We start from the raw sequence: 23,888 nt of genomic DNA, 5'->3' as shown, positions 1-23,888 counted from the left end.
AACCAAGTCTTTCGAGTATGTTGCGTTGCTCTTCGGGCGCCACGTCAACACCGCCAAGCCGTCGGCAGTAATCGGTGTCGTACGAAATGTTGCGCGGCGCAACTGGTGCTTTGCCAGAACGCGTAACGGCACTGGCCGTGCCGCCAGCATGGTCGAGAACGAGCTTGGTGGCAATCGCCAGCCCCTCTTCCAGCAAGGCAGGATCAACGCCGCGTTCAAAACGCTGACGCGCATCGCTCGTTAAACCAAGTTTCTGGCCAGTGCGGGCGATATGTTCTGGGTCAAAGAAGGCGCACTCAATGAGGACGTCGGTTGTTTCGGCGGAAACTCCGCTATGTTCGCCGCCCATGATGCCGCCGATATCATGCACCATCGCATCGTCGGCAATGACGGTCATACTGGCATCAAGCGTGTAGGTTTTACCGTTAAGCGCGACCATATGTTCGCCGTCAGTCGCCTTGCGCGCAACAAGCGCTCCGCTCAGCTTAGCCCGGTCATAGACGTGCAAGGGGCGACCGAGATCAATTGACAGGAAATTGGTGATGTCTACCAGCAATGAAATAGGCTTTTGGCCAATTGCTTTCAACCTGGCGCGCATCCATTCGGGCGAATCGCCATTGTGCACGCCGGAGATTGTTTGCGCGTAAAATGCGGGGCATCCGGCGATATCGTCCGTGCGCACGTCCGGCGCGGGATCACTACCCTCCGATGGTGCGGACAGTTCCATTCGATAGACCTCGTCAAGCGGGCGAAGCGTGCCCAGCCCCGCTGCTGCGAGGTCGCGTGCAATGCCGCGGACGCCCATGCAGTCCTGACGGTTCGGCGTAATGCTGACGTCAATCACAGGGTCATCAAGACCTGCCCAATCGGCATAAACCACGCCGACGGGCGCGTCTTCCGCCAACTCAATGATGCCATCATGGTCGTCGCCAAGTTCAAGTTCCGCGATCGAACACATCATGCCATTGGATTCGACGCCGCGTATGGATGCCACTTTCAGCACCATGCCATTGGCTGGCACGACAGCGCCTGCCGGACCGAACACGCCAAGCATACCTGCACGGGCATTTGGCGCGCCACACACGACCTGAAGAGGCTCTCCGCCCGCATCTATGGAAAGGACCTGCAGCTTATCGGCTTGCGGATGCGGTGCAGCGCTGATCACCTTTGCGATGCGGAAGGCGGACAAAGCCTCGGCAGGGTTTTCTATACCTTCGACCTCTAGTCCTATACGATTCAGGCAGTCAGCAACGGCGTGAATATCGGCATTGGTATCGAGATGCTCTTTGAGCCAGGACAAGGAGAATTTCATGCGCCTACTCCTCCGCTTAGCGTTGGTACATCGAGCGCATTGAACCCATAATGTTGCAGCCAGCGATTGTCCCCGTCAAAGAATGCACGCAGGTCATCCATGCCATATTTCAGCATCGCTAGGCGGTCGACGCCCGTGCCAAAGGCAAAGCCCTGCCAGACGTCGGGATCAAGCCCGCAAGCCTCAATGACTTTGCGGTGGACCATACCGGAGCCGAGCACCTCCATCCAGCCTTCCGACCCACCAATCACGCGTTTGCCGTTGACAACAGAATAGCCAACATCAATCTCCACGGAGGGCTCGGTAAAAGGGAAATAGCTGGGGCGCAGACGAAGAACGACGTCTTCACGTTCGAAATAAGCTTTCAAGAATGTTTCGAGCGTCCACTTCAAATGCCCCAGATGAATGCCCTTGTCGATGACAAGCCCCTCAATCTGGTGAAACATGGGCGTGTGCGTTGCGTCGCTATCGCTGCGATATACGCGGCCTGGTGCAATGATGCGGATCGGTGGTTCCTGTGACGTCATGGTGCGAACTTGCACTGGCGAGGTGTGCGTGCGCAGCACCATTTTCTGGCCGTCGCGCGCCATATCGTCGGGGAAATAGAACGTGTCGTGCATGGCCCTGGCTGGGTGCGTCTCCGGGATATTGAGTGCGGTGAAATTGTGCCAGTCGTCTTCAATTTCCGGGCCCTCGGCCACAGCGAAGCCCATGTCGGCAAAAATCTCTGCCAGTTCATCCATAACCTGGCTGACGGGGTGAATGGTCCCACGGGGCGTTTCGGGTGCAGGCAGGGTCATGTCGACCCGCTCTGTGGCGAGACGGCGGTTTAGTTCTGCGGTTTCGAGATCAGTCTTCTTCGCTGCCAGCGCTGAAGTGACACTTTCACGCAAGCCGTTGATGATCGGGCCCTGCGTCTGCCGTTCCTCCGGCGACATACCGCCCATGGTTTTCAGCAGCGCCGAAACGCTACCCTGCTTGCCCAGCGCCGATATGCGCACAGCCTCCAGCGCATCCAGCGTATCCGCTGACTTGATGGCTGCCATCAGTTCGGTTTGAAGTGTTGCAATATCTATCATCATGGTTCGCCTGAATAAGCAAAAGGGCGCGAACGGCAAGTGCCGCCCACGCCCTTTTGCGCATGTATCGAAGTGAGTGGGTTAAGCTGCCTTGGACAGCGCCGCTTTCGACTGCGCAATGATGGTGCTAAACATGGCGGCTTCGTGCATCGCAAGGTCTGCAAGCACCTTCCGGTCCAGTTCCACGCCAGCGAGCTTCAGGCCATGCATGAACACGCCGTAGGTCATGCCTTCGGCACGAACAGCAGCGTTGATTCGCTGGATCCACAATGCGCGGAAGTTCCGCTTGTTTACCTTACGGTCACGATATGCATATTGGCCGGCCTTTTCGACCGCCTGACGTGCAACACGGATCGTGTTTTTGCGACGGCCATAATAGCCCTTCGCCTGCTCTAAAATTCTTTTGTGTTTGGCTTTGGTGGTAACACCACGTTTGACGCGTGCCATAATCTATATCCTTTTCTTTAAAACGTACGCGGGTCTTAAAGACCGTAAGGCGCCCATTTTTTGATTGTCCGGGCATCGGGATCAGAGATCACGCTGGTGCCACGGTTTTGGCGGATATACTTGGCATTATGGCTGCTCAAACGGTGCCGCTTTCCAACGACGCCATGTTTGATCTTGCCGGTTGCGGTGATTTTGAAGCGTTTCTTCACACCGCTCTTGGTCTTGAGCTTGGGCATTTTGGTCTCCTTTGATTGAGTCCGTATCAAGCCTGCATGGCAGCCCTATTGGCCAGCCTGCTTATTCGGAAGGCGCGCGACTAGCGGGATTCGCCAATGAATGCAAGTCTATTGCCTGTCTGACGGCGCAGGGACTTGTAATAGCTGCAACACCTGACCCACATGCTGCGCGCGCGCCCGGTTTGACATGATGCTGACTGCGCGGGGCATGGCGAGATACTGCCCCGGGGACATGCCCATGAACTGATGGAATTCCCGATTGAAATGGGCTTGATCGAAATATTGGCCGTCCAGTGCACCGGACCATTTCAAATCAGGATTTTCCATCACGGCCGCCAAGGTGCGCAAAAATCGCTGCCTGCGCAGCAGAAGCTTGGGCGGAAAGCCAAATATGCGCCGTGACAGACGCTCGAGCCGCTGTTTGCTGATTCCTGTTGCCTCGGCAAGTTTGCCTACGTTGCTAATTTCAGGGTTGGCTATGGCGTAGTGAATGCTTTCAATGTCGGTTTCCAAAGGGTCAGGACCACTAATGGCCTGCAACAAAATGTGATCAAACCGTGCCGCAATCTGTTCGGGATCGGTCACGCTATCAAGCTCACGCCGCAATTGCGCGAGAATTGCGAATTCCGGGGCTGCATCGACTGCACTTACCTTGTCTGCCCAGCGGTCCGCTGGATATCCAATCAAACGATGCCACCCCAGAGGCAGGATTCCAAACCCGACAATGTGCACATTCCGAAAACGGACCAGGGCCGCTTTCCCTGTTGGTCCGGTGACGCTGTCGGCGGGGATTACCAGTGGTTGAAGCCCGACCAAATTGCCGGTCGCGGGACCACGTAACCTAAATCGGACGGTCCCCCATTCAGGATAAAGAAAATCCTCCTGCTCCACTTCATCGGTACCAGTATCGAGGAAATAATAAGTGGAGATGTAGCGCCGAAGCGGCTGTGCGGGTAAAATGAAGCTGACGGGGCTGGTGTCCGTCAATGCTGGCATGCAAGTGCCTCAAGCACATCATCAAGGCGCGCCGGATCGCCCACTGCCATAACATGTCCGTCTGAACCGCCGTGAAGCGGCTCGCCCGACCAATCGCTCATCATGCCCCCAGCCCCCGTAATAACTGGGATTAGAGCAGCGAAGTCATGCAGTTTCAAGCCTGCTTCTACCACGATATCAATATGTCCGCTGGCCAATAAAGCATAGTTGTAGCAATCACCGCCAAAAAGCATTTTCTTGTGTGCTGTTCTGCCAGCCAATTCCATGAAATGGTCGCCATCATGCTGGCTGAAATATTGCGGTCCGGAGGTTGCCAAAGTCGCGTCGGCAAGCGCACGACACGAACGGGTTTGAACAGCTCCGCCATTAAGGGTTGTCGGAAAACCCGCCGCACCGACCCAGCGTTCTTTGTTGATGCACTGGTCAATAACGCCCAGCACTGGCCAGTTATCCTCAAGCAAGGCGATTAAGGTCCCGAATATTGGCCGCCCCGCAATGAAGCTGACAGTGCCGTCAATTGGATCGATAATCCATCGCCGGCCCGATGTGCCGATTTTTTCTCCATATTCTTCGCCGACGACACCGTCACGCGGACATTCTGCATCGAGTATCCGGCGAATGGCGTTTTCGGCGGCACGGTCCGCCTCGGTCACGGGCGAGGCATCGGGTTTTGCCTCATGGGCGAAATTCGCGCGAAAAAACGGCCGGATCGCCTGTCCAGCTGCGTCCGCCAAGCGATTGGCCAGGAGGATATCAGCAGGCGTCATTAATCGAACAGGGAGCTAACCGAGCTTTCGTCCGCAATCCTCTTTATCGCTTCGCCCAACAAGGGCGCTATCGGAAGCTGCCGAATTTTCGAGCTAGCGTTTGCCGCTTCGGAGGCGATAATCGAATCGGTAATTACCAGCTTGCGCAACGATGACGCGTTCACCCGGTTCACCGCCTCGCCCGACAAGACGCCATGCGTGATATAGGCAACGACGTCGGATGCGCCCGCTGCTTTCAACGCGTCTGCGGCGTTGCACAAAGTGCCCGCACTGTCGGCAATATCGTCGATCAGGATACAGAAGCGGTCTTTAACGTCACCGATTATGTTCATCACCTCGGACACACCGGCCTTTTCACGACGTTTGTCAACGATAGCGAGTGGCGCGTCATCAAGACGCTTGGCAAGCGCCCGGGCGCGAACAACACCGCCGACATCGGGCGATACGACGGTGATATTCTTGTCCCTATGGCGACCCAATATGTCGGCGCTCATGACCGGCGCACCATAAAGATTGTCGGTGGGAATATCAAAAAAGCCCTGGATCTGTCCTGCATGCAAATCAACGGTCAATACACGGTCGGCGCCAGCTTCCGTAATCAGATTGGCCACCAGCTTTGCGGAAATCGGGGTGCGCGGGCCAGGTTTCCGGTCCTGCCGCGCATAGCCAAAATAGGGCAGAACCGCGGTAATGCGCTTTGCCGACGCGCGGCGCAGCGCGTCAATCATAATCAGCAGTTCCATCAAATTGTCGTTCGCTGGATGGCTGGTTGATTGAATGACAAACATGTCCTCGCCGCGGACATTTTCGTGGATCTCGACAAAAATCTCGTTGTCGGCAAAACGGCGAACGCTGGCGTCGGTCAGTGGCAAGTTCATGTAATCGGCAATACCCTGCGCCAACGGCAGGTTACTGTTGCCTGTCATCAATTTCATCTGTGTGTCCCCGACCTTTGGCTCAACCGAGCCCATCCCGAAATTTGTACAGTCGCTCTAGCGATACGCGGCTGGCCTGACAATCGGCTTGCTCCGCTACTTTGTGGACAATAAGGGTGTAAACATGACAAACCAGCTCAATATTGCGATGGCGCAGCTGAATCAGCGCGTCGGTGACCTTGCAGGTAATGCGCGGGCGATGCTTGAGTGGCGGGCGCAGGCAATCAACGCCGATCTGATCGTCTTTCCCGAACAACAGCTGATCGGATATCCGGCCGAGGACCTCGTTCTAAAACCAGCCTTTGCGACACGCGCCGCCGCTGAGCTGGACAAGCTGGCCATGGCGACAGCCGATGGTGGACCCGCAATGCTCGTTGGGTCGATTTTTGTCGATGGCGGTGCCCTGTATAACGGCATTGCTCTGCTGGACGGCGGACATGTTGCCGCGGTGCGCTATAAGCATGAACTGCCTAATTACGGTACCTTTGATGAAAAGCGTATATTTGCCGCCGGTCCCTTGCCCGAGCCTGTGGAATTTCGCGGGGTACGCCTTGGCGTGCCTATTTGCGAAGATGGCTGGCTGGCACCTGTCAGTTTGCACCTTAAAGAACGCGGTGCTGAGCTGCTCATTTCGACCAACGGCAGCCCTTATGAAATCGACAAGGATGACCGCCGGCTGGAAGAAGTGTTTGCTGCACGGGTCCGTGAAACGGGCCTGCCATTGCTGTTCCTGAACAGGGTCGGTGGACAGGATGAGCTTGTCTTCGACGGCAGTTCGTTCGTGTTGAACGCCGACGGCGCTGTTGCGCACCGTTTGCCCGACTGGGAGGAACATCTGCGCATGACGCACTGGTCCCGCAGCGACAGCGGATGGGTCTGCGCGGACGGGCCTAAAGCGCTTTGGGAGGAGCATCCCGCGGATATCTATAGCGCGATGGTTGTGGGCTTGCGCGATTATGTCGACACAAACCGTTTTCCGGGAGTCGTACTTGGCATGTCCGGCGGCATTGACAGTGCCTTATGCGCGGCCATTGCTGCCGACGCGCTTGGCCCGGACCGTGTCTGGTGTGTAATGCTGCCCAGCCGCTACACCAGCCAGTCCAGCCTTGATGACGCGGCCGAATGCGCGGCGATGATCGGGTGCCAAATTGACACCATTCCCATTTCACCCGCAGTCGATGCGTTTGACCAAATGCTCTCGGGCAGTTTTGCCGATCGCGATGTAGATATCACTGAGGAAAATGTTCAATCGCGCATTCGGGGCGTGACGCTCATGGCGTTGTCCAACAAATTTGGGCACATGCTGCTGACGACGGGCAACAAAAGCGAGATGAGCGTTGGCTATGCGACGATATACGGGGATATGGCGGGCGGATATAATCCGTTGAAGGACGCATATAAAATGACTGTGTTCGCTATTTCCAAGTGGCGGAACAGTCATAAGCCGCGTTTTGCCCTTGGTCGGGACGGGCCAGTGATACCGGATAATATCATTACCAAGCCGCCAAGTGCCGAATTGCGCCCCGATCAAAAGGATAGCGATTCGCTTCCTGACTATCCTGTCCTTGATAAGATGCTCCACGCGTTGGTCGAGGAGGAGCGTTCAGTTGACGAGGTCGTCGCGCTTGGCTTTGACCGGGCTGAGGTCACCCGGATCGAACGGCTGCTTTATCTGGCTGAATATAAACGGCGACAGGCGCCGCCGGGTGTAAAGCTTGGCACACGGAATTTTGGCCGCGACCGCCGCTACCCCATCACCAACGCCTTCCGCAGCGCAGGATAATCGGCCCCAAGTCAATAGGGCACTGGAAATCGCGCGGACGGCACCTTATTGGAGAGCTATGTCATTTTTTAAAGATGTATCGCTGCGCAGCGCAGGCACTGACCTTATGGGGTTTCTGCGCACATCGGGCACGCACAGTCCTTGGCTGTTTTTGGCGGCCTGCGTGCCAACGGCGATCATCATGTATACATTCTATACCGACGTGATGGAAAAGGCGACGCCGCCACCGCGCGAGATAATCTACATCGAAAGCTGGCCTGCCACACGAACGCTGGAAGAATCAAAGGCTTCGATTGCGGAGCGCCAGAAGCGCAAAGATGAAATGCGCGCTCGCGAGAAAGAGGCATATAAGGCGTTCGGGCGTGCGGTCGGTATGGACGTGGAGAAAATTGAACGCGAAGCTCAACTGGAACAGGCCGCAAAGAAAGCCGCGGTCGTACCGCGTGCGACGGGAGCGATGCAATAGCCATCGCAAGCGACTTCCGTTTGATGGCGGCGGCGCTGTCGCTCGCTGAGCGCGGCATAGGGCGGACGGGATTAAATCCATCCGTCGGTTGCATCATCGTTAAAAATGGCATCGTGGTCGGACGCGGTTGGACGCAGCCTGGGGGCCGCCCGCATGCCGAAGCCATGGCGCTTGCACAAGCCGGAACGGCGGCCAGTGGAAGCACTATTTACGTTACTCTGGAACCTTGCGCGCATGTGTCGGAACGCGGACCGGCATGTGCCCGTTTGCTCCTGGCGGCAGGCCCGGAGAAAGTCGTCGTTGCGCTGATAGATCCGGACCCGCGCACCGCCGGTGAAGGCATGACGGCACTCAATGCAGCAGGAATACAAGTGGTGACTGGCGTCATGGCATCAGAAGCCCGCCAAAGCCTTGCGGGCTACATCAGCCGCATGGCCAGTGGCCGTCCTTTCGTAACGTTGAAAATCGCGAGTTCACTTGATGGCAAGATCGCGATGGTGGATGGTAGCAGCCGATGGATCACAAGCGACATTGCACGTGCGCATAGCCATGTTGAACGGGCGCGCTCGGACGCAATTCTGGTAGGGGCGGGAACAGTGCACGCTGACGCACCTCAATTGAATGTGCGACTTCCCGGCCTCGGGGCGATGCTACCCAGAAAAGTCATGCTCGGCAGTGGAGAAGCGCCGCAGGGCTGGGAAGTCGTCCGCGCGCCCGGTGATATTGCGCATCTGGGCTGCAACACTGTTCTGGTTGAAGGCGGCGCGGTTACCGCATCGGCATTTTTGCGTGAGGGGCTGGTTGATCGGTTGATGCTTTACCGGGCGCCGATATTGATTGGCGCTGGCAAGGCATGTCTTGCCGACATCGGCCTTGCCCGGCTTGCTGATGCGCATGGGCGCTGGCAACTCTCTGACTCGCGCAGTCTTGGCAAAGACCGTCTCGAAGTCTACGAGCGCGCATACTAGAAAAAGGTGCAGCATCTATGTTTACAGGTATCATCACGGACGTTGGCCGCATTCGGGCATCGGAACAACGCGGTGACCTTCGTCTCATTATATCTTGCGCCTATGACATGGACACGGTTGCCATCGGCGCATCAATTGCCTGTTCCGGGGTCTGCTTGACAGTAGTCGACAAGGGCGAAGGATGGTTCGCCGTCGACGCGTCGGCGGAAACCATTTCGCGAACCGCAGCAGGCAACTGGAATGAAGGCACAAGGCTAAACCTGGAACGTGCTTTAAAAGTGGGCGATGAATTGGGCGGACATATCGTCACTGGCCATGTCGATGGCGTTGGCCATATTGTTGCCAGCGAAACAATTGGCGACAGCTGGAAGGTGACGGTTGCTGCGCCTTCAAGCTTGGCGCCCTATATCGCAACAAAGGGATCCATTACCGTTGACGGCGTTTCGCTGACCGTGAATGAAATTGCCGACCAAGCCGACGGTTCGGCGAATTTCATGCTCAACATCATCCCGCATACCGCGCACATGACAACACTCGATACCTTGAATGTCGGGCGGCAAGTCAATCTAGAAATTGACGTGCTCGCCCGTTATCTGAAGCGGATGGAAGATATTCGCGCGCGTTAAAAGGGCAACCAGCGCTGTTTTTTGGAGAAGCGCATGTAACCTACATTTGCGCCAAGCCGCAGTCCTGCACCAACCCTGATCGGGATAAGCACGATATCGCCGCGCCGAAGGTAACTCGCGTTAAAACCACCTACAAGATAGGCCGCGCCTTCTCCTGCCGGAAAGCGTTCGTAAATGTCTTCGGTATCGTATAAATTATACACCAGAATGAATGTACTTCCCGCATTGGCGCCTGCATCTGGGCCAATGGAGGGACCAGTCCAATATACCGGCTTTTCGCCTTCAACGCGGTGGTTCAGTGTTCCCGATCCATAGCGTAAGCCGACTATGAATGCGCCGCCGCCCTCGCGCCCGACGATATAACCATTCGGCCGACCCTGTTTTTTCAGGATGTCTTCAATCAGCTTGCCTAACCCTTGGGCCCCCTTGCCAAAAACGCCTTCGGCCGCGCCGATCAGGTCGTCCTCTTGAAAGGTATCGCCTGCCGGAACCGTCAGTTGCGTTGAACGGGCTGTTGCACCATCAGCAGGAACGCCGTCAGTCGGGACGCCATCCTGCATGACCGTCACATTTGGTTCCGCTGTTGTCGGGGAAGCCGGTGGAGGCGTACCCAGATCCGCATCGATGGCGTCGTTCGGATCAATTGTGTTTATCTGGGCACTTGCGGGAGACGCCACAAGCGCCCCTGCTGCCAACAGCATCAATATGTAATTACCCGACCTTTTCAGTCCCCATTTTACAAATGACATGCCCATTCTACCCTCAAAAGAAATATCTACTACCTTATGAATTTTCTGGATGAGCGCATGATGAACAGGCGACAATGCGAGTCCGGTGCGCGCCAGAGCGATCCTGTTATATTAATTTTCTTCTTATCATAAGCGCGTGTCAATAAACATTGCAGCCAAATGCATGCCCCGCTATAGGCCGCCGATGCCAAGCGCACTGGAGACGTGGGTGAGTGGCTGAAACCAACGGTTTGCTAAACCGTCGTACTGGTAAATCCGGTACCGAGGGTTCGAATCCCTCCGTCTCCGCCAATCTGCGACCTGTCGAAAGGTGAAACGCGCGAAATCGATGTCGAGAAAACGAAAAGGCCCTTCGCGATTTACGGCGTTGCGCGCCAAGCCACCTTTGTTCTGGGTTAAAATCGTCGTCATTACGGTTGCTACTGCATATCTCGCATGGCTTTCCTTTATTCATGCGGTCGCCAATATCACTTGGGACCGAAATCCGGATATCGCGCTGCGATATGTGCCGGATCACCCCTTGGCGTTATCCCGCAAGGCAGACGAAATGTTTGCCGAGAATCAAGACCCGGCGACGCTGGCCAAGGTTGAGGCTATGGCTAAGCAGTCCCTGCGCGGCGGTGCGCTAAACCCTGTTGCCATTCGCTTGCTGGGTTATGTCGCCGATGTACGCGGTGACAGCAAAAAAGCGCGGGAACTGATGCTTCTTTCGCATAAGGTTTCCCGCCGCGATTTCGGCACGCAGCTGTGGCTTATCGAAGATGCGGTCGCGCGCGGAGACAAAAAACAGGCGCTGTACCATTATGACATTGCGATGCGGACCACGCCAAGCAGCTTTCCTATATTGTTTCCGACCCTCACTGGCGCGCTCAGCGACCCAGAAGTCCGGATGGCGCTTGCGCCGATCGTTCGGCAGGCGCCGGTTTGGCTGCCGACATATCTGAACGAAGCTATCAAGACCGTCGAAAACCCCGCCAATCTGGCCGATGTTCTCGTCAAGGCGGGCGGATTGCCCGATTTGCAGGTCTATCACAGCCTGTCTAATGACCTGCTTGGCTATTTGGCGGCTAAGGACAAATTCCCCGCTTTTCGGCAATATTATCTCAGTCTGAAGGGCAATAATCGCGTCGCATTCCAGTCAGCTTCGCTGAACAAGGATACTGTCAACCTGCGTTACCCGGCGATGGGATGGCAGGTCGTTGAAAATCCCGGTATTGGAGGATCGTTTTCACAACCTGACGACAAGGGGCGGTCTTCGCTCGCGGCCTTTGCGGGATCGGGGCAGCGTGGCGAAATAATGCGCAAAATGCTGTTCCTCGACCCAGGAAGTTACCGTTTCCAGGCACAATATTCTGCGCTTGAGGAGGTTTCCGACGCTGAAATCCGTTGGGACCTTTATTGCATCTCGGAAAAAGGCAATGTCGGTAAGTGGTTCATTGAAACGCCTGTGCGCAAGGGCAGTTTTGGGCAGACGCACGCTTTTACTATTGGGAATGACTGTCGCAATCAGTTGCTGGTCATGCAGGCTGCGGGCGGCAGCAACCAGCTTGGCGCCGAGTTTACACTTCGTTCGGTGGATATTGTGGCAGGATAAGGAAAAGTGAGCTTGGCCGGAGATTCCGACCAAGCTCTTTAGGAGAGGGCGCCCTCCTAAAGTCAGATGCCCTCGGGTCGCGCCACGTCTATATACTGCAAATCGTTACTTTTGTGTGACTCGAAACCGTGAAGCGGAACTGCACCTTGCGATCAGGCAGCGGCCGTCAGTTTATCCTGCGTTTTTGTGTCAAAATCGCTCGCGTCATGCCGTTCATGCAACTGGCTGGCGGGGTCGCCCATGACCCGGTTGACCATCCGCCCGCGCTTGACCGCCGGCCGCTCCGCAATCTGGTCCGTCCATCGAATAACATTCTTATATTCATGCACCGAAAGAAACGCGCCGGCATCATAGATCAACCCTTTGACCAATGCGCCATACCAGGGCCAAATTGCCATATCAGCGATGGTATAGGCGTCGCCAGCCATATACTCACGCTCTGCCAGATTGCGATCGAGCACGTCCAGCTGCCGCTTCACCTCCATGGCAAACCGGTCAATGGCATATTCAATCTTGAATGGCGCATAGGCGTAAAAATGACCAAAGCCGCCGCCCAAATATGGGGCGCTGCCCATTTGCCACATCAGCCAGTTGATCGTCTCGGTGCGGGCATGATGTTCAGTTGGCAAAAATGCTCCGAACTTTTCTGCCAGATACAGCAAGATCGATCCCGATTCGAAAACGCGTGTTGGTTCGGGCGTCGACTGGTCAAACAAAGCCGGAATTTTCGAATTGGGATTCGCCTCGACAAAGCCGCTTGAAAACTGATTGCCGTCGCGAATGTTGACCAGCCATGCATCATATTCGGCGCCCTGATGGCCTAGCGCAAGCAGTTCCTCCAGCATCACCGTTACCTTCACGCCGTTGGGCGTGGCGAGCGAATATAACTGCATGGGGTGCTTGCCAATCGGGCGTTCCTTGTCATGGGTTGCCCCAGCGACTGGCCGGTTAATATTGGCAAACTGACCGCCATTTTCGCTGTTCCATTCCCAGACATCGGCAGGGATATATTCGGAAAATGTCTGGGTCATGAAAATGCTCCTTAAAATTTTATCTACAGATTCAGCACATTGGTGTTCGGTCAGCTCGGCGTCAAGCAGCACAGGCAATAGTTTCGCGTTGACGTTTACGTAAAGTTCGGCCTTATGAACACCATCATATACAAGGGAGAGCCAAATTGTCCGCCACCATCGAGATCACGAACGACATTGCCCTGATCCGCATGAATGATGGCAAGGCAAATGCCATCAATTTCGAAATGGTTGACGCTTTAAACCGCGCGCTTGATACCGCCGAGGCCAATGCCAAAGCGATTGTGCTGGCAGGACGCGAAGGACGGTTCTCGGGCGGGTTTGACCTTAACGCCTTTGCCAGCCTTGGTGCTGATGGTGTTTATAAACTGCTCGATGCAGGGGCAGAATTGCTTGTGCGATTATACGGCGGACCGTTACCCGTGGTTGCGGCCTGCACTGGCCATGCAATTGCCATGGGTGTGTTTATCTTGCACGCTTGCGACACGCGCATTGGTACGGCAGGCGATTATAAGATTGGCGCGAACGAAGCGATTACCGGGATGAATCTGCCTATCTTCGCCATGGAACTCGCCCGCGATCGCCTCAATCCCTCGCATCTGACGCGGGCCATGATTCAGGGGTTTATTTATAACCCGCAAAGCGCAGTCGAGGCCGGATATCTCGACATGCTTGCAGAGCCGGACGAGGTTGAGGCGAAAGCAATGGCAATCGCCAGTCAATTGGCCCAGCTCCCGGCGCCCGCTTACGCATGGAACAAGAAGTCCATGCGCAAAGACACCCTCGACCGCATCCGCGCAAGCCTAGGCGCGCATCACAAGGTTTAGGCAGGTGATAGTGGCGCGCAAGCTTCCGTCGCCCACGCCAGTGCCTCACCGTCCAACTGCGGGCCGACGATCTCCAATACCTTTGCGTGGTAATCATTCCACCAGCGTAACTCCTCGGTATCGAGCAAGCTGAGGTCTACCAAATTCTTGTCGATTGGCGCGAATGTCAACGTTTCGAAACCGAAATAGCGGCCCTCGGCACCCGCAATCTGACGATCTTCGACCAGCACCAGATTCTCGATGCGAATGCCATATTCGCCAGATTTATAATAGCCCGGCTCGTTCGACAGTATCATGCCGGCCTGCAACGGTTCGTCGCTGCCCGCTTGTCCGCCGGCGAACTTGGCAATGCGCTGCGGACCTTCGTGCACGGCAAGGAAGCTGCCGACGCCATGGCCCGTGCCGTGCGCGTAATCGAGGCCAGCCTGCCACAAGGATGCACGGGCCAGCGTGTCCAACTGCGCGCCTCTGGTTCCTTCGGGGAAGACTGCGCATGCCAGAGCGATATGGCCCTTAAGTACGCGGGTAAAGCGGTCCTTCATTTCTGCGGTTGGTGTTCCGGGTCCAACCCAGATGGTGCGGGTGACATCAGTCGTGCCGTCGAGATACTGCCCGCCGCTGTCGACAAGATAGATGCTGTTGGGGTCAATTGCCCGGTTGGTGCTTTCGTCCACCTTATAATGACAATGCGCGCCATTTGGCCCAGTGGCTGAGATGGTGTCAAAGGACAGGTCTTTTAGCATCCCTGTGTCCTGGCGGAAGGCCTTGAGCCTAGCCGCCGCCGAAAGCTCGTTCAATCCACCCTGATATGCTGTCTCGCTCATCCAGTGCAGGAACCGGCTCAGTGCGGCACCGTCACGGGCCTGCGCAGCGCGGTGACCCGATTGCTCGACAGGGTTCTTCACGGCCTTGGGCAATATCGTGGGATCGCGCATTTCAACAATCTGCGCGCCGCCACCCTGCAGCGCGCCGAAAATTGCAGCAACAGCGCGATCGGGGTCAACCGCAATGCGCTTGTCCTTCATGGACCGCAATTCGGGAACGAAGTCCGAGGGATCGCGCAAACGCACAGCATTGCCAAGATGCGCGCGAACGGCGTCATCGACCTTTTCCGGAGCAACAAACAGATCCGCTGTGCCGTCGGCATGGGCGAGAACAAAGCTGAGCGCGACGGGCGTGTTCGATACGTCGGAGCCGCGGATATTGAGCAGCCAAGCAACGGAATCGAGCGCCGAAATAACAGTGCTGTCGAGATTATTCGCCGTCAGCCATTCGGCCACAGCGGCGCGTTTTTCGGCACTGCTTTGCCCTGCATAACGGTTGTCATGTACGATGAGCTTGGCATCGCTTTTCTGCGGCTGATCGGCCCACACCTTGTCAATTGGATTGCTTTTGACTGCTACCAGTTCCGTGCCCTTGGCAGCCAGTGCTTTTGTCGCACTTTCGACCCAGCCCCTGGTATGGACCCACGCGTCATAACCAATGCGCGCGCCATCGGGGGCGTGGTCCTTAAGCCAATCCGCAATGCTGGTTTGCGGTACGCCCACATATTGCCAGTTTTTGCCGTCGACCTGTTCACGCACCTGAAGCGTGTAGCGGCCATCGGTGAAAATTGCGGCTTCTTCAGAAAGTACGACCGCTGATCCAGCGGAGCCACCAAATCCGGTGAGCCAGCCAAGGCGTTGCGCATAGTCGCCGACATATTCCGACATATGCTCGTCGCAGATCGGCACGACAAACCCGTCGAGCTGCTCTTTCTTCAATTGCGCGCGCAGGGCGGCGAGGCGGGCTTCATAGGTAGACATGTCGGGCTTCCATTCATATGGGTAGGTTGTCCATATAAGCGAGGATGTTGTCTCATGAAAGCACTGCTCCCACTGATTTTTGCGACAAGCGCATTATCTTCGTCCGCATTTGCCCAGAAAGAAGCCATGACTGAAAAAGCCGCCGCGCAATTTAAGCCCCCGATCGCCGTCAAGCGCCCGCATCAGGCGACCTACCACGGCGTAACCCTGACGGATGAATATCATTGGTTGAAAGATCAAAGCTATCCCACCATTGATGATGCCGAGATACTGGCACATTTAAAGGCAGAGAACGCATATTTTGAGGCGCAAATGGCGCCGCAAGCACAGCTGACTGAAACCATCTTTCAGGAAATGAAGGGCCGCGTCAAAGAGGACGACAGCAGCGTCCCGCAAAAGGATGGCGACTATATCTATTGGTCGAAGTTCGAAGAAGGCGCGCAATATCGCAAGCATTATCGCAAGGCAGTTGCCGGCGGTGCGGACCAGCTTATTCTGGACGAAAACGAACTGGCCAAGGACAAGGCATATTTTCGTTTGGGCGCAGCGGAAGTCAGCCCGGATGGCAAAATCTTGGCTTATGCCTATGATGACAATGGGTCAGAGCGATTTGACCTGCATTTCCGCAATCTCGAAACTGGCGCAGAATTGAGCGATGTCATTCCCGGCACCCTCTCGGGCATCGTCTGGTCATCGGACAGCAAGGGCGTCGTCTATGGCGTCGCCAACGAAAACTGGAGGACGGACAACGCCTGGTATCACCGGCTGGGAGAAGATCTGACCAAGGCAAAGCTGCTGTATAAGGAACAGGACATTGGCTTTGGTGTGGGCGTTGGCCTGACCGCGCAAGAGGATTGGATCGTCATCGGCACCGGCGACAATGTCACAAGCGAAGTGCGCTTGGTGCCAGCGAGTGATCCGACCGCCACTCCAATAATGGTGAGCCCTCGCAAAACAGGGCGGCAGTACAGCGTCGATGTCCGCGATGGCACATTGTTCATCCTGACCAATGACGATCATGTGAATTTTCGCGTTGCTACAGCCAGCCTGAAAGCACCCGGTGACTGGAAGACATTGATTGCAGGATCGGACCGCCATTATTTAACCGGACTTTCGCTGTTCAAGAATTTCTACGTCACCGAAGGTCGCACGGAAGGGCTCGATCAAGTTGAAATCCGCGACTATGCCGACGCGAACAAGGTTCAGGCGATCAAATTTCCTGAGGCAAGCTACGATGCTGCCCTTGGCGATAACCCCGAATATGACGTGACGAAGCTGCGGCTTGGGTATGAATCGATGGTCACGCCCGATACGGTATTTGACTATCATCTCGCTGACGGCCGCCTGGAGACATTGAAGGTTCAGGAAATCCCGAGCGGATATGACGCGAGCCAATATGTGACTGAACGCGTGATGATCACCGCGCGCGATGGCACCAAGGTGCCTGTCTCCATCCTGACCAAAAAGGGCTTCAACAAGGACGGCAGCCAGCCGCTGCATCTCTATGCCTATGGCGCATATGGTTATGCCACACCGCCAGGCTTCAGCGCTAACCGGCTCTCAATGGTGGATCGCGGTTTTGCCTATGCGATCGCGCATATAAGGGGCGGCGATGATCTGGGCTACCAATGGTATCTCGACGGCAAGCTGACGAAGCGGACGAACACCTTCAATGATTTTGTCGATGCGGCAAAGGGTCTGATCGATCTTGGTTTCACCAGCAAAGGCAAGGTAACCGCAAGCGGCGGTTCGGCTGGTGGCGAACTGATGGGCGCAGTTGTCAATCAGGCGCCTGAACTGTTTGGCGCGGTTGTCAGCCATGTCGCCTTCGTTGACGTGCTCAACACGATGCTCGACAAGGACCTGCCTTTGACGCCGGGCGAGTGGCCTGAATGGGGCAACCCAATCACTGATAAGGCGGCGTTCGATTATATCCGCAGCTACTCGCCCTATGACAATGTCGAAGCGAAGGCCTACCCCCCGATGCTGTGGACAGCAGGATTGAACGACCCGCGCGTAACCTATTGGGAACCTGCCAAGATGGTCGCAAAGCTGCGCGATATGAAAACCGATGACAATGTGTTGCTGCTTAAAACCAATATGGGTGCAGGCCATGGCGGCAAGTCAGGGCGTTTTGAACGGCTGCGGGAAAATGCCGAGGAAGCGGCATTCCTGATTTGGCAAATGGGGTTGGCCAAATCCGACAAATGAATCCGTTTGAACGAAACTTTACCGCAAGCCCGGACGACATTGACGAGCTTGGGCATGTCAACAATGCCGTCTGGGTGCGGTGGATTCAGGATATGGCGACTTCGCATTGGCAGGCGGTCGCCGCACCTGAACATATTGCGGCGTATTTCTGGGTCGTGACAAGGCACGAGATCGATTATCGCGGTAACATTGTGGCAGGTGAGAGCGTTACGGCGCGGACATGGATCGAGAGCGCACCCAAGGGTGCTCAGTTCGACCGGCGTGTCGATTTTATTGATGTTAATGGAAAAGTCATCGTGCGGGCGAACACCACTTGGGCGATGCTTGACAAGGCGACGGGGCGACTGGCCCGTGTACGTCCGGAAATTGCCGCTCCCTTTATGGGATAACCCAAAACAGGTTCAGCATGACAGAAATTGCAAACAATCTTGCGCCCTCTTGGGAAGCAATAACCGACCTTTATTCGTCCAGCACATAATCCGGCAACGAATGAAACGCATTTCGCAGGGCGGTACTCCAGCTATCTGAAATGCTTTCGAAATAAGGATCGGTTGAGGTGATCCGGCGTTCATGAAATGCGGCATATTCGTCGTTTTTGTACAGCATCAAATCCAAAGGCATACCGACCGACAGATTGGCCTTCAGCGTGGAGTCAAACGACACCATCAACAGCTTCGTGATGTCGGCAAAGGACATGTGCGATTCAAAGCCGCGCACCAAAATCGGGCGGCCATATTTGGTTTCGCCAATCTGGAAAAACGGCGTTTCGGCGCTGGCCTCGATGAAGTTGCCTTCGGGGTATATGAGGTATAGCCGAGGTTCCATACCGGCAATTTGTCCGCCCAGGATGACGCTTGCGTTGAAATTAGGGGTCGGGCTGGCAGCGACGGGACCAGTTAGCGCGCGCGCGGAAATCGTATCACGCAAAGTGGCGCCGATGATATTGGCAATTTTAAACATTGTTGGCGCGTCGAGGATGGATGGTTTGCGGTCGTTGGGCGCTTTATTCCGTTCCTCCAACTGGCTGATCAACGCCTGCGTCGTTGCCAGATTGCCGGCGGTCATCATGGTTATGAACCGCTCGCCCGGTACTGACCAGCTAAACATCTTCCGAAAGGTCGAGATATTGTCCACGCCCGAATTCGTGCGCGTGTCGGACATGAAAGCCATGCCTTTGTCGAGTAACATTCCCACGCAATAAGTCATTCTTGAACCAATGGCCCCCGCCTTGTTTCTGGATTCCTACTGTTCGACGCGCAAGGATACAACCATGCTCTTGTCACGCGCACCAAATGACATGCCGGATATCGGCGCGGCATCGCGATAGTCAAAGCCGGTCGCGACGCGCACATAACGGCCATCAGGACTGATCCCGTTGGAAATGTCAAATCCGACCCAGCCGAGGCCGTCGAGATGCGCCTCTGCCCAGGCGTGGCTAGCTGTCTGCTCAATGCGACCATCCATCATTAAATAGCCCGAAACATAACGCGCCGGAATGCTAATCGACCGGCAAGCGGCAATAAAAATATGCGCATGGTCCTGACACACACCAGCGCCAGCGGTAATCGCCTGCTCGGCATTGGTGGCGACATCTGTAGCACCAGTGCGGTATTCCACCGTTGACAGGATGTGCGCGGACAATTCATGCAGCATGCCAATCTTGTCCGATGCCGACCGGTCAATGCCTGCCAATAGCCTCTGTACGCCCCGGGAAGCGCCTGTGAGGCGGGTGGGGCGGCAATAGGCCCATAAAGGTACATGACTGCGGTGGCGGCCCAATATGCCGTGATTGTCTGCTGTTTCGACCTGTCCGCTGCAGCTGATTTTTATCGCGGTTCGGCCCTCTTCGATGGAAATCAACGTCACATGATTGTTGTGCGGATCATCATGCTCAGCTTCGATCTTGCCCCCGTCGATGACAATCTGCCAATCAAGCACGGTCTGCCCTGCACCGTCCTTGGGCCGCAGCTTTAACCGTTGCAAGGCATAGCGTACGGGCTGATCAAACTGATATTCGGTGATGTGGTGTATGGACAGAAGCATCAGTTGTTGAACCTATATTCCTGTTCCACCATCTGTGCGAGGTTGCGGTTTTGCGACAGGAATTCGATGAGGAATTCGTGCAACCCGTCTTCCAGTATCGACGCAGCGGTTAGCGATGCAAAGCTTGCGTAAATGCGTTCGGCTTCGACAAGGCTGGATGATTGCACACCATAAGACATCGCCAAATGGCGCAGATTGTCAGTCAGCTTTCCATAACAAAAGGCGAGGCTGCGCGGGAAACGCCGGTCGAGGATAAGAAACTCGGCAATACCAAGCGCGCTTGCCCGGCCCGGGTACAGCCAACGATAGGCGCTATAGGCGGATGTCGAACGCAAAATGGTTTCCCACTGAATATTGTCGAGCGAAGATCCAACGAAGGAAACCGAGGGCAGCAACACATAATATTTGACGTCAAGTAGTCGCGCCATGCTGTCCGCGCGTTCAATAAAATTGCCAATGCGGCTGAAATTATATCCGTCATTGCGCAACATCGTATTCTCAAGTGCGCCCCGCACCATCGCGGTCTGCCGCTCAATCAGGTCAATCGTGGCAGGCAGATCGGCTTCGCGTATCTGGCGCTTCAGGCCGTCGTTGACACATATCCAGCATTCGTTGACAGCCTCCCACAGTTCGCGGGTAATGGCTGTGCGTGTCGTGCGTGCGTTCTGGCGTGCGCTGTCGATTAGGTTGCGCAAATTGCCGGGGTTGCGTTTGTCGCGCAGCAGATAGTCGACCACCTGCGCTGCGTTATAATCCTGATGCGTCGCGCGGTAGGCTGCATCCATTCCCAGTGCGGCGAGGATTGACCGCCATTCGTCCTGACGCCCGCTGTTGCGGGTCAGCGTGAAGCGATGGCCGGTTTCAATGAGCCGCGCGATATTCTCCGCGCGCTCAAGATAGCGGAACAGCCAAAAAATGCCGGATGCGGTTTTGCCTAACATGACTCAGTCATCATCCACGACCCAACTATCCTTGGTGCCACCGCCCTGACTGGAGTTGACCACCAGCGAGCCCTTGCGCAAGGCAACCCTAGTTAACCCGCCGGGGGTGATGTCGATCTTGTCCGGAGATACGAGAACGAACGGCCTTAAATCGACGTGGCGGGGGGCAAGGCCGCTATTGGCAAAGATCGGGATGGTAGACAGCGCCAAGGTCGGCTGCGCGATATAATTGGCTGGCTTTGCCAATAGCTTTGCACGAAAATCGGCCAGCTCTTTCTTGTTGGCCGCAGGACCAATGAGCATGCCGTAACCGCCAGATCCATGCACTTCCTTTACGACCAGTTCGGACAAATGGTCGAGCACATAGGCAAGCGAATCCTTTTCCGAACAGCGCCATGTATCGACATTCTTCAATATGGGCCGCTCACCGGTATAAAATTCCACGATATCCGGCATGTAACTATAGATCGCCTTATCGTCTGCAATGCCAGTGCCCGGTGCGTTGGCGATGGTAATCTTGCCTGCGCGATAAAGGTCGAAAATGCCTGGAATGCCCAAAACAGAATCCGGCCGGAAAATGAGCGGGTCGAGATAGTCGTCGTCCAACCGCCGATACAGCACATCTATGGGTTGATAGCCGCGCGTCGTCCGCATCGCGACGCGCCCATCAACAATACGGATGTCGTGACCTTCGACCAGCTCCGCGCCCATTTGGTCTGCCAGAAAAGCATGTTCAAAATAGGCGCTATTGTGGATGCCAGGGGTAAGCACTGCAACGACAGGGTCGCCCTTGCAGGCAGGCGGGGCAACGCGGCTTAACGATGCCCGCAGATTCTTTGGATAATCACTGACGTTACGGACGCGAATGCTGCTGAACAGTTCGGGGAACATGTTCATCATCGTTTCGCGGTTTTCGAGCATGTAGGACACACCCGAAGGTGTCCTAGCATTATCCTCAAGCACGACAAAATCATCAGGGCCAGTGCGGACAAGGTCAATGCCGACGATATGCGTGTAGACACCGCCCGGAGGCGTGAAGCCAATCATCTGGCTTACAAAGGCATCGTTCTTTTCGAGCAGTTCAACGGGCAGGCGGCCCGCCCGCACGATTTCCTGCCGGTGATAGATGTCCTGCAGGAAAGCGTTGATTGCGCGTACCCGCTGTTCGATGCCGCGTGACAACTTGGCCCATTCGCGTGCGGATACGATGCGGGGGATGATATCGAAGGGGATGAGTCGTTCTTCGGCCTCATCATCGCCATAGACGGCAAAGGTGATCCCGGTCCGGCGGAAAAATTCCTCTGCATCCCGGGCCTTTTGCTTAAGGTGCGTGCTGTCCTGTTCGGAGAACCATTTGTGATAGGCAGTGTATGCTGCGCGCGGGGTCCCGTCCTCGTTCAGCATTTCATCGAAGCAGGGCGGTTTTGATGCCATTGCCCCAGTATCTGCCCAAAAAAAATGCAGAGAACAAGCAACTTCGCACCTGCACAAAAAATGAGCAGCCAAACGTTCAGAAATCTATTGCAACACCCTTCAGCTCCCAGTCACCATATCGGACCGGGTCGGGTCGCTCCGTGTCTGGTTCGGGCTCTCGGACGACATCTTTTGGTTCGGGAACCGGCGGGCTTTTGGAAAGATATTCCGGCGCTTTGACATGTGGTGGACGCTTGCCCATGTTAGATGTTCCTCAGGTGAAATCGGTAGAATTAAACATTGGTGTTCGAAGGTTCCTTTGCAAGGTGCAACCACGCATAACCGCTCTTCACTTGTGTGCCGCAGACGCCTACTGCGCTTCAGTATGAACGAAGAAATTTCCGGCCTGCCCACCCGACGCGCTGCTTTGCGGCTGCTTGATACTGTCATGCGCATGGGCACGCCCATGGATCAGGCGACTGCGAATGCCACCAAGGGCCTTTCGCCGCCCGATCGCGCGTTAGCGATCGCAATTGCGCAGGAGACGTTGCGCTGGGCAGTCGATCTGGATCAGCTAATCGACAGCAAGACCAAGCAAGCCTTGCCCGATGATGCCAAGGCCAGGATGGTCCTTCGACTAGCACTTGCGCAGATCCTGCGTCTGGGCACACCCGCCCATGCCGCCATCGCGACTGCACTTCCTCTCGTTGATGGCGGGCCAAGGCGGCTGGTGCATGGCGTGTTGGGGTCATTGCTGCGTGCTGAAGTGACCCTGCCGGAAACACCGTCGCTTCCCGAAGCCGCCATGATGCGCTGGCATCCGGCGTGGGGCGATGACATGATAGCTGGTGCGCAAAAAGCGTTATCCGAACCACCGCCGCTTGACCTTGCCTTGCGTGAACCTGCGCAGACGAGCGCATGGGCAGAACGATTGAGCGGCGTAAGCCTGATGCCCGGCCATGTGCGCTTGCCACGTGGCACGGCGGTGGAAGAGCTCGAGGGTTATGACGAAGGCGCATGGTGGGTACAGGATCTTGCTGCCAGCCTGCCGGCGCGGCTTTTGGGTGAGGGCGCTGGCAAGCGCGCACTGGATTTATGTGCAGCGCCGGGCGGCAAGACCATGCAGCTTTCTGCCGCGGGCTTCACGGTCACTGCGCTCGACAACAGCGCGCGGCGTATGGATCGCTTGATGTCCAATCTGGAGCGGACGCAGTTGAATGCAGAACGCGTCAATGCCGATGTGATGGACTGGAAGCCGTCGCAGCCATTCGACGCAATTTTGCTGGATGCGCCCTGTAGCGCGACGGGAACAATGCGCCGGCACCCCGATGTGTTGCAGCGTATTGACCTGAAAGCGATCAACAATCTTGCCGCGATCCAAAGCGCGATGCTGGACCGCGCTGCAGAATGGGTGAAACCGGGCGGCACTCTGGTTTTCGCCACTTGCTCGCTTGAACCGCATGAAGGTGAGGCGCAGGCAGAGGCGTTTCTCGCGCGGCATCCGGAATATATAACGCAGCCTGTGACAGCGGACGAACTGCCAACTGGCGTGGTTGCCAACGCAGCAGGGCATGTCCGCACGATGCCGCCGATGTTGGCGGAACAGGGCGGTCTAGATGGTTTCTTTGTGGCCCGTTTCACCCGCGTTGGATAAGCACA

The 23,888-nt window shown here is 56.0% G+C and carries 24 protein-coding genes and 1 tRNA gene; 10 read left to right on the top strand and 15 right to left on the bottom strand.

Annotated elements, in window-relative coordinates; genetic code table 11:
* The 7 genes from pheT to ACK4S7_RS06155 form a co-directional block, all read right to left on the bottom strand.
* On the bottom strand, nt 1–1,312 hold a 1,312-nt coding region (gene pheT / locus ACK4S7_RS06185; protein WP_409645154.1), incomplete at its 3' end, for a phenylalanine--tRNA ligase subunit beta.
* Nucleotides 1,309–2,391, bottom strand: coding sequence for a phenylalanine--tRNA ligase subunit alpha (pheS, locus tag ACK4S7_RS06180; RefSeq protein ID WP_409645159.1), 1,083 nt, complete (start codon nt 2,389–2,391; stop codon nt 1,309–1,311). The genes pheT and pheS, both read right to left, overlap by 4 nt.
* Before the next feature lie 81 nt (nt 2,392–2,472).
* Complete coding sequence (gene rplT / locus ACK4S7_RS06175) at nt 2,473–2,838, bottom strand: 50S ribosomal protein L20 (RefSeq protein WP_300038953.1); 366 nt, start codon at nt 2,836–2,838, stop codon at nt 2,473–2,475.
* Nucleotides 2,839–2,873: 35 nt separating this feature from the next.
* On the bottom strand, nt 2,874–3,074 hold the full coding sequence (rpmI, locus tag ACK4S7_RS06170; protein WP_409645153.1) for a 50S ribosomal protein L35: 201 nt from the start codon (nt 3,072–3,074) through the stop codon (nt 2,874–2,876).
* Between the two features lie 108 nt (nt 3,075–3,182).
* The gene (locus ACK4S7_RS06165; RefSeq protein WP_409645152.1) at nt 3,183–4,070 is read right to left on the bottom strand and encodes a helix-turn-helix domain-containing protein; all 888 of its coding nucleotides are present in this window, start codon (nt 4,068–4,070) and stop codon (nt 3,183–3,185) included.
* The gene (gene hisN / locus ACK4S7_RS06160; protein ID WP_409645150.1) at nt 4,058–4,837 is read right to left on the bottom strand and encodes a histidinol-phosphatase; all 780 of its coding nucleotides are present in this window, start codon (nt 4,835–4,837) and stop codon (nt 4,058–4,060) included. Before hisN ends, ACK4S7_RS06165 begins: the two co-directional genes overlap by 13 nt.
* Entirely contained in the window at nt 4,837–5,772 is a 936-nt protein-coding gene (locus ACK4S7_RS06155; RefSeq protein WP_409645149.1) for a ribose-phosphate pyrophosphokinase, read from the bottom strand. Before ACK4S7_RS06155 ends, hisN begins: the two co-directional genes overlap by 1 nt.
* A gap of 124 nt (nt 5,773–5,896) precedes the next feature.
* Between ACK4S7_RS06155 and ACK4S7_RS06150 the strand changes: the two genes are divergently transcribed.
* Genes ACK4S7_RS06150 through ACK4S7_RS06135 form a run of 4 tightly spaced genes read left to right on the top strand, consistent with a single transcriptional unit; the run spans nt 5,897 to nt 9,615 of the window.
* Nucleotides 5,897–7,555, top strand: a complete 1,659-nt coding sequence (locus ACK4S7_RS06150; protein ID WP_409645148.1) for an NAD+ synthase — start codon at nt 5,897–5,899, stop codon at nt 7,553–7,555.
* Nucleotides 7,556–7,613: 58 nt separating this feature from the next.
* Nucleotides 7,614–8,021, top strand: a complete 408-nt coding sequence (locus tag ACK4S7_RS06145; protein WP_409645147.1) for a hypothetical protein — start codon at nt 7,614–7,616, stop codon at nt 8,019–8,021.
* A 23-nt stretch (nt 8,022–8,044) separates the two neighbouring features.
* Nucleotides 8,045–8,989, top strand: coding sequence for a bifunctional diaminohydroxyphosphoribosylaminopyrimidine deaminase/5-amino-6-(5-phosphoribosylamino)uracil reductase RibD (ribD, locus tag ACK4S7_RS06140; protein ID WP_409645146.1), 945 nt, complete (start codon nt 8,045–8,047; stop codon nt 8,987–8,989).
* Between the two features lie 17 nt (nt 8,990–9,006).
* Nucleotides 9,007–9,615: a riboflavin synthase gene (locus ACK4S7_RS06135; protein ID WP_409645145.1), complete on the top strand. Its 609-nt coding sequence runs from the start codon at nt 9,007–9,009 to the stop codon at nt 9,613–9,615.
* On the opposite strand, the gene ACK4S7_RS06130 is transcribed toward ACK4S7_RS06135, so the two are convergent.
* Entirely contained in the window at nt 9,612–10,364 is a 753-nt protein-coding gene (locus ACK4S7_RS06130; RefSeq protein ID WP_409645144.1) for a DUF1134 domain-containing protein, read from the bottom strand. The genes ACK4S7_RS06135 and ACK4S7_RS06130 overlap by 4 nt on opposite strands.
* Before the next feature lie 198 nt (nt 10,365–10,562).
* Here ACK4S7_RS06130 and ACK4S7_RS06125 point away from each other — a divergent pair.
* Nucleotides 10,563–10,655: transfer RNA gene (locus tag ACK4S7_RS06125), tRNA-Ser, on the top strand.
* Nucleotides 10,656–10,692: 37 nt separating this feature from the next.
* Entirely contained in the window at nt 10,693–11,958 is a 1,266-nt protein-coding gene (locus ACK4S7_RS06120) for a hypothetical protein (protein ID WP_409645143.1), read from the top strand.
* A 152-nt stretch (nt 11,959–12,110) separates the two neighbouring features.
* Here ACK4S7_RS06120 and yghU read toward each other — a convergent pair whose 3' ends face one another.
* Nucleotides 12,111–12,989, bottom strand: coding sequence for a glutathione-dependent disulfide-bond oxidoreductase (gene yghU / locus ACK4S7_RS06115; RefSeq protein WP_409645142.1), 879 nt, complete (start codon nt 12,987–12,989; stop codon nt 12,111–12,113).
* A gap of 146 nt (nt 12,990–13,135) precedes the next feature.
* On the opposite strand from yghU, the gene ACK4S7_RS06110 reads away from it, so the two are divergent.
* The gene (locus tag ACK4S7_RS06110) at nt 13,136–13,816 is read left to right on the top strand and encodes a crotonase/enoyl-CoA hydratase family protein (RefSeq protein WP_409645141.1); all 681 of its coding nucleotides are present in this window, start codon (nt 13,136–13,138) and stop codon (nt 13,814–13,816) included.
* On the opposite strand, the gene ACK4S7_RS06105 is transcribed toward ACK4S7_RS06110, so the two are convergent.
* Nucleotides 13,813–15,621, bottom strand: coding sequence for an aminopeptidase P family protein (locus ACK4S7_RS06105; RefSeq protein ID WP_409645140.1), 1,809 nt, complete (start codon nt 15,619–15,621; stop codon nt 13,813–13,815). The two genes, ACK4S7_RS06110 and ACK4S7_RS06105, sit on opposite strands and share 4 nt — an antisense overlap.
* A 126-nt stretch (nt 15,622–15,747) precedes the next feature.
* Here ACK4S7_RS06105 and ACK4S7_RS06100 point away from each other — a divergent pair, with 126 nt between their 5' ends.
* Complete coding sequence (locus ACK4S7_RS06100; RefSeq protein ID WP_409645158.1) at nt 15,748–17,832, top strand: S9 family peptidase; 2,085 nt, start codon at nt 15,748–15,750, stop codon at nt 17,830–17,832.
* A complete protein-coding gene (locus tag ACK4S7_RS06095; protein ID WP_409645139.1) occupies nt 17,829–18,221 on the top strand; it encodes an acyl-ACP thioesterase domain-containing protein in 393 nt (130 codons plus the stop codon). Before ACK4S7_RS06100 ends, ACK4S7_RS06095 begins: the two co-directional genes overlap by 4 nt.
* Nucleotides 18,222–18,291: 70 nt before the next feature.
* On the opposite strand, the gene ACK4S7_RS06090 is transcribed toward ACK4S7_RS06095, so the two are convergent.
* The 5 genes from ACK4S7_RS06090 to ACK4S7_RS06070 all read right to left on the bottom strand — a co-directional run bounded on the left by ACK4S7_RS06090 (nt 18,292) and on the right by ACK4S7_RS06070 (nt 22,491).
* Entirely contained in the window at nt 18,292–19,038 is a 747-nt protein-coding gene (locus tag ACK4S7_RS06090) for a peptidase (protein ID WP_409645138.1), read from the bottom strand.
* 36 nt (nt 19,039–19,074) lie between these two features.
* Nucleotides 19,075–19,875 carry a transglutaminase domain-containing protein gene (locus ACK4S7_RS06085; protein ID WP_409645137.1) on the bottom strand — a complete coding sequence of 267 codons (801 nt, stop codon included), beginning with the start codon at nt 19,873–19,875 and terminating at the stop codon, nt 19,075–19,077.
* A complete protein-coding gene (locus ACK4S7_RS06080) occupies nt 19,875–20,816 on the bottom strand; it encodes an alpha-E domain-containing protein (protein ID WP_409645135.1) in 942 nt (313 codons plus the stop codon). Before ACK4S7_RS06080 ends, ACK4S7_RS06085 begins: the two co-directional genes overlap by 1 nt.
* Before the next feature lie 3 nt (nt 20,817–20,819).
* Nucleotides 20,820–22,220 carry a circularly permuted type 2 ATP-grasp protein gene (locus ACK4S7_RS06075; protein ID WP_409645134.1) on the bottom strand — a complete coding sequence of 467 codons (1,401 nt, stop codon included), beginning with the start codon at nt 22,218–22,220 and terminating at the stop codon, nt 20,820–20,822.
* Between the two features lie 106 nt (nt 22,221–22,326).
* The gene (locus ACK4S7_RS06070; RefSeq protein ID WP_409645133.1) at nt 22,327–22,491 is read right to left on the bottom strand and encodes a DUF1674 domain-containing protein; all 165 of its coding nucleotides are present in this window, start codon (nt 22,489–22,491) and stop codon (nt 22,327–22,329) included.
* Between the two features lie 123 nt (nt 22,492–22,614).
* On the opposite strand from ACK4S7_RS06070, the gene ACK4S7_RS06065 reads away from it, so the two are divergent.
* Complete coding sequence (locus tag ACK4S7_RS06065; protein WP_409645131.1) at nt 22,615–23,883, top strand: RsmB/NOP family class I SAM-dependent RNA methyltransferase; 1,269 nt, start codon at nt 22,615–22,617, stop codon at nt 23,881–23,883.
* Nucleotides 23,884–23,888 lie beyond the last annotated feature (5 nt).

This window comes from Sphingorhabdus sp., from assembly GCF_046292425.1.
In the GTDB taxonomy this organism is placed as follows: Bacteria; Pseudomonadota; Alphaproteobacteria; order Sphingomonadales; family Sphingomonadaceae; genus Sphingorhabdus_B.
Note: the sequence above shows the minus strand (reverse complement) of the source record. Positions and strands in the feature narration are given on the sequence as shown.

Excerpts from the sequence above, each read along its gene's own strand:
- pheS (WP_409645159.1), bottom strand. The coding sequence starts at position 2,391 with ATGATAGATATTGCAACACTTCAAACCGAACTGATGGCAGCCATCAAG.
- rplT (WP_300038953.1), bottom strand. The coding sequence starts at position 2,838 with ATGGCACGCGTCAAACGTGGTGTTACCACCAAAGCCAAACACAAAAGA.
- rpmI (WP_409645153.1), bottom strand. The coding sequence starts at position 3,074 with ATGCCCAAGCTCAAGACCAAGAGCGGTGTGAAGAAACGCTTCAAAATC.
- ACK4S7_RS06165 (WP_409645152.1), bottom strand. The coding sequence starts at position 4,070 with ATGCCAGCATTGACGGACACCAGCCCCGTCAGCTTCATTTTACCCGCA.
- hisN (WP_409645150.1), bottom strand. The coding sequence starts at position 4,837 with ATGACGCCTGCTGATATCCTCCTGGCCAATCGCTTGGCGGACGCAGCT.
- ACK4S7_RS06155 (WP_409645149.1), bottom strand. The coding sequence starts at position 5,772 with ATGAAATTGATGACAGGCAACAGTAACCTGCCGTTGGCGCAGGGTATT.
- ACK4S7_RS06150 (WP_409645148.1), top strand. The coding sequence starts at position 5,897 with ATGACAAACCAGCTCAATATTGCGATGGCGCAGCTGAATCAGCGCGTC.
- ACK4S7_RS06145 (WP_409645147.1), top strand. The coding sequence starts at position 7,614 with ATGTCATTTTTTAAAGATGTATCGCTGCGCAGCGCAGGCACTGACCTT.
- ribD (WP_409645146.1), top strand. The coding sequence starts at position 8,045 with ATGGCGGCGGCGCTGTCGCTCGCTGAGCGCGGCATAGGGCGGACGGGA.
- ACK4S7_RS06135 (WP_409645145.1), top strand. The coding sequence starts at position 9,007 with ATGTTTACAGGTATCATCACGGACGTTGGCCGCATTCGGGCATCGGAA.
- ACK4S7_RS06130 (WP_409645144.1), bottom strand. The coding sequence starts at position 10,364 with ATGTCATTTGTAAAATGGGGACTGAAAAGGTCGGGTAATTACATATTG.
- ACK4S7_RS06120 (WP_409645143.1), top strand. The coding sequence starts at position 10,693 with ATGTCGAGAAAACGAAAAGGCCCTTCGCGATTTACGGCGTTGCGCGCC.
- yghU (WP_409645142.1), bottom strand. The coding sequence starts at position 12,989 with ATGACCCAGACATTTTCCGAATATATCCCTGCCGATGTCTGGGAATGG.
- ACK4S7_RS06105 (WP_409645140.1), bottom strand. The coding sequence starts at position 15,621 with ATGTCTACCTATGAAGCCCGCCTCGCCGCCCTGCGCGCGCAATTGAAG.
- ACK4S7_RS06100 (WP_409645158.1), top strand. The coding sequence starts at position 15,748 with ATGACTGAAAAAGCCGCCGCGCAATTTAAGCCCCCGATCGCCGTCAAG.
- ACK4S7_RS06095 (WP_409645139.1), top strand. The coding sequence starts at position 17,829 with ATGAATCCGTTTGAACGAAACTTTACCGCAAGCCCGGACGACATTGAC.
- ACK4S7_RS06090 (WP_409645138.1), bottom strand. The coding sequence starts at position 19,038 with ATGACTTATTGCGTGGGAATGTTACTCGACAAAGGCATGGCTTTCATG.
- ACK4S7_RS06085 (WP_409645137.1), bottom strand. The coding sequence starts at position 19,875 with ATGCTTCTGTCCATACACCACATCACCGAATATCAGTTTGATCAGCCC.
- ACK4S7_RS06080 (WP_409645135.1), bottom strand. The coding sequence starts at position 20,816 with ATGTTAGGCAAAACCGCATCCGGCATTTTTTGGCTGTTCCGCTATCTT.
- ACK4S7_RS06075 (WP_409645134.1), bottom strand. The coding sequence starts at position 22,220 with ATGCTGAACGAGGACGGGACCCCGCGCGCAGCATACACTGCCTATCAC.
- ACK4S7_RS06070 (WP_409645133.1), bottom strand. The coding sequence starts at position 22,491 with ATGGGCAAGCGTCCACCACATGTCAAAGCGCCGGAATATCTTTCCAAA.
- ACK4S7_RS06065 (WP_409645131.1), top strand. The coding sequence starts at position 22,615 with ATGAACGAAGAAATTTCCGGCCTGCCCACCCGACGCGCTGCTTTGCGG.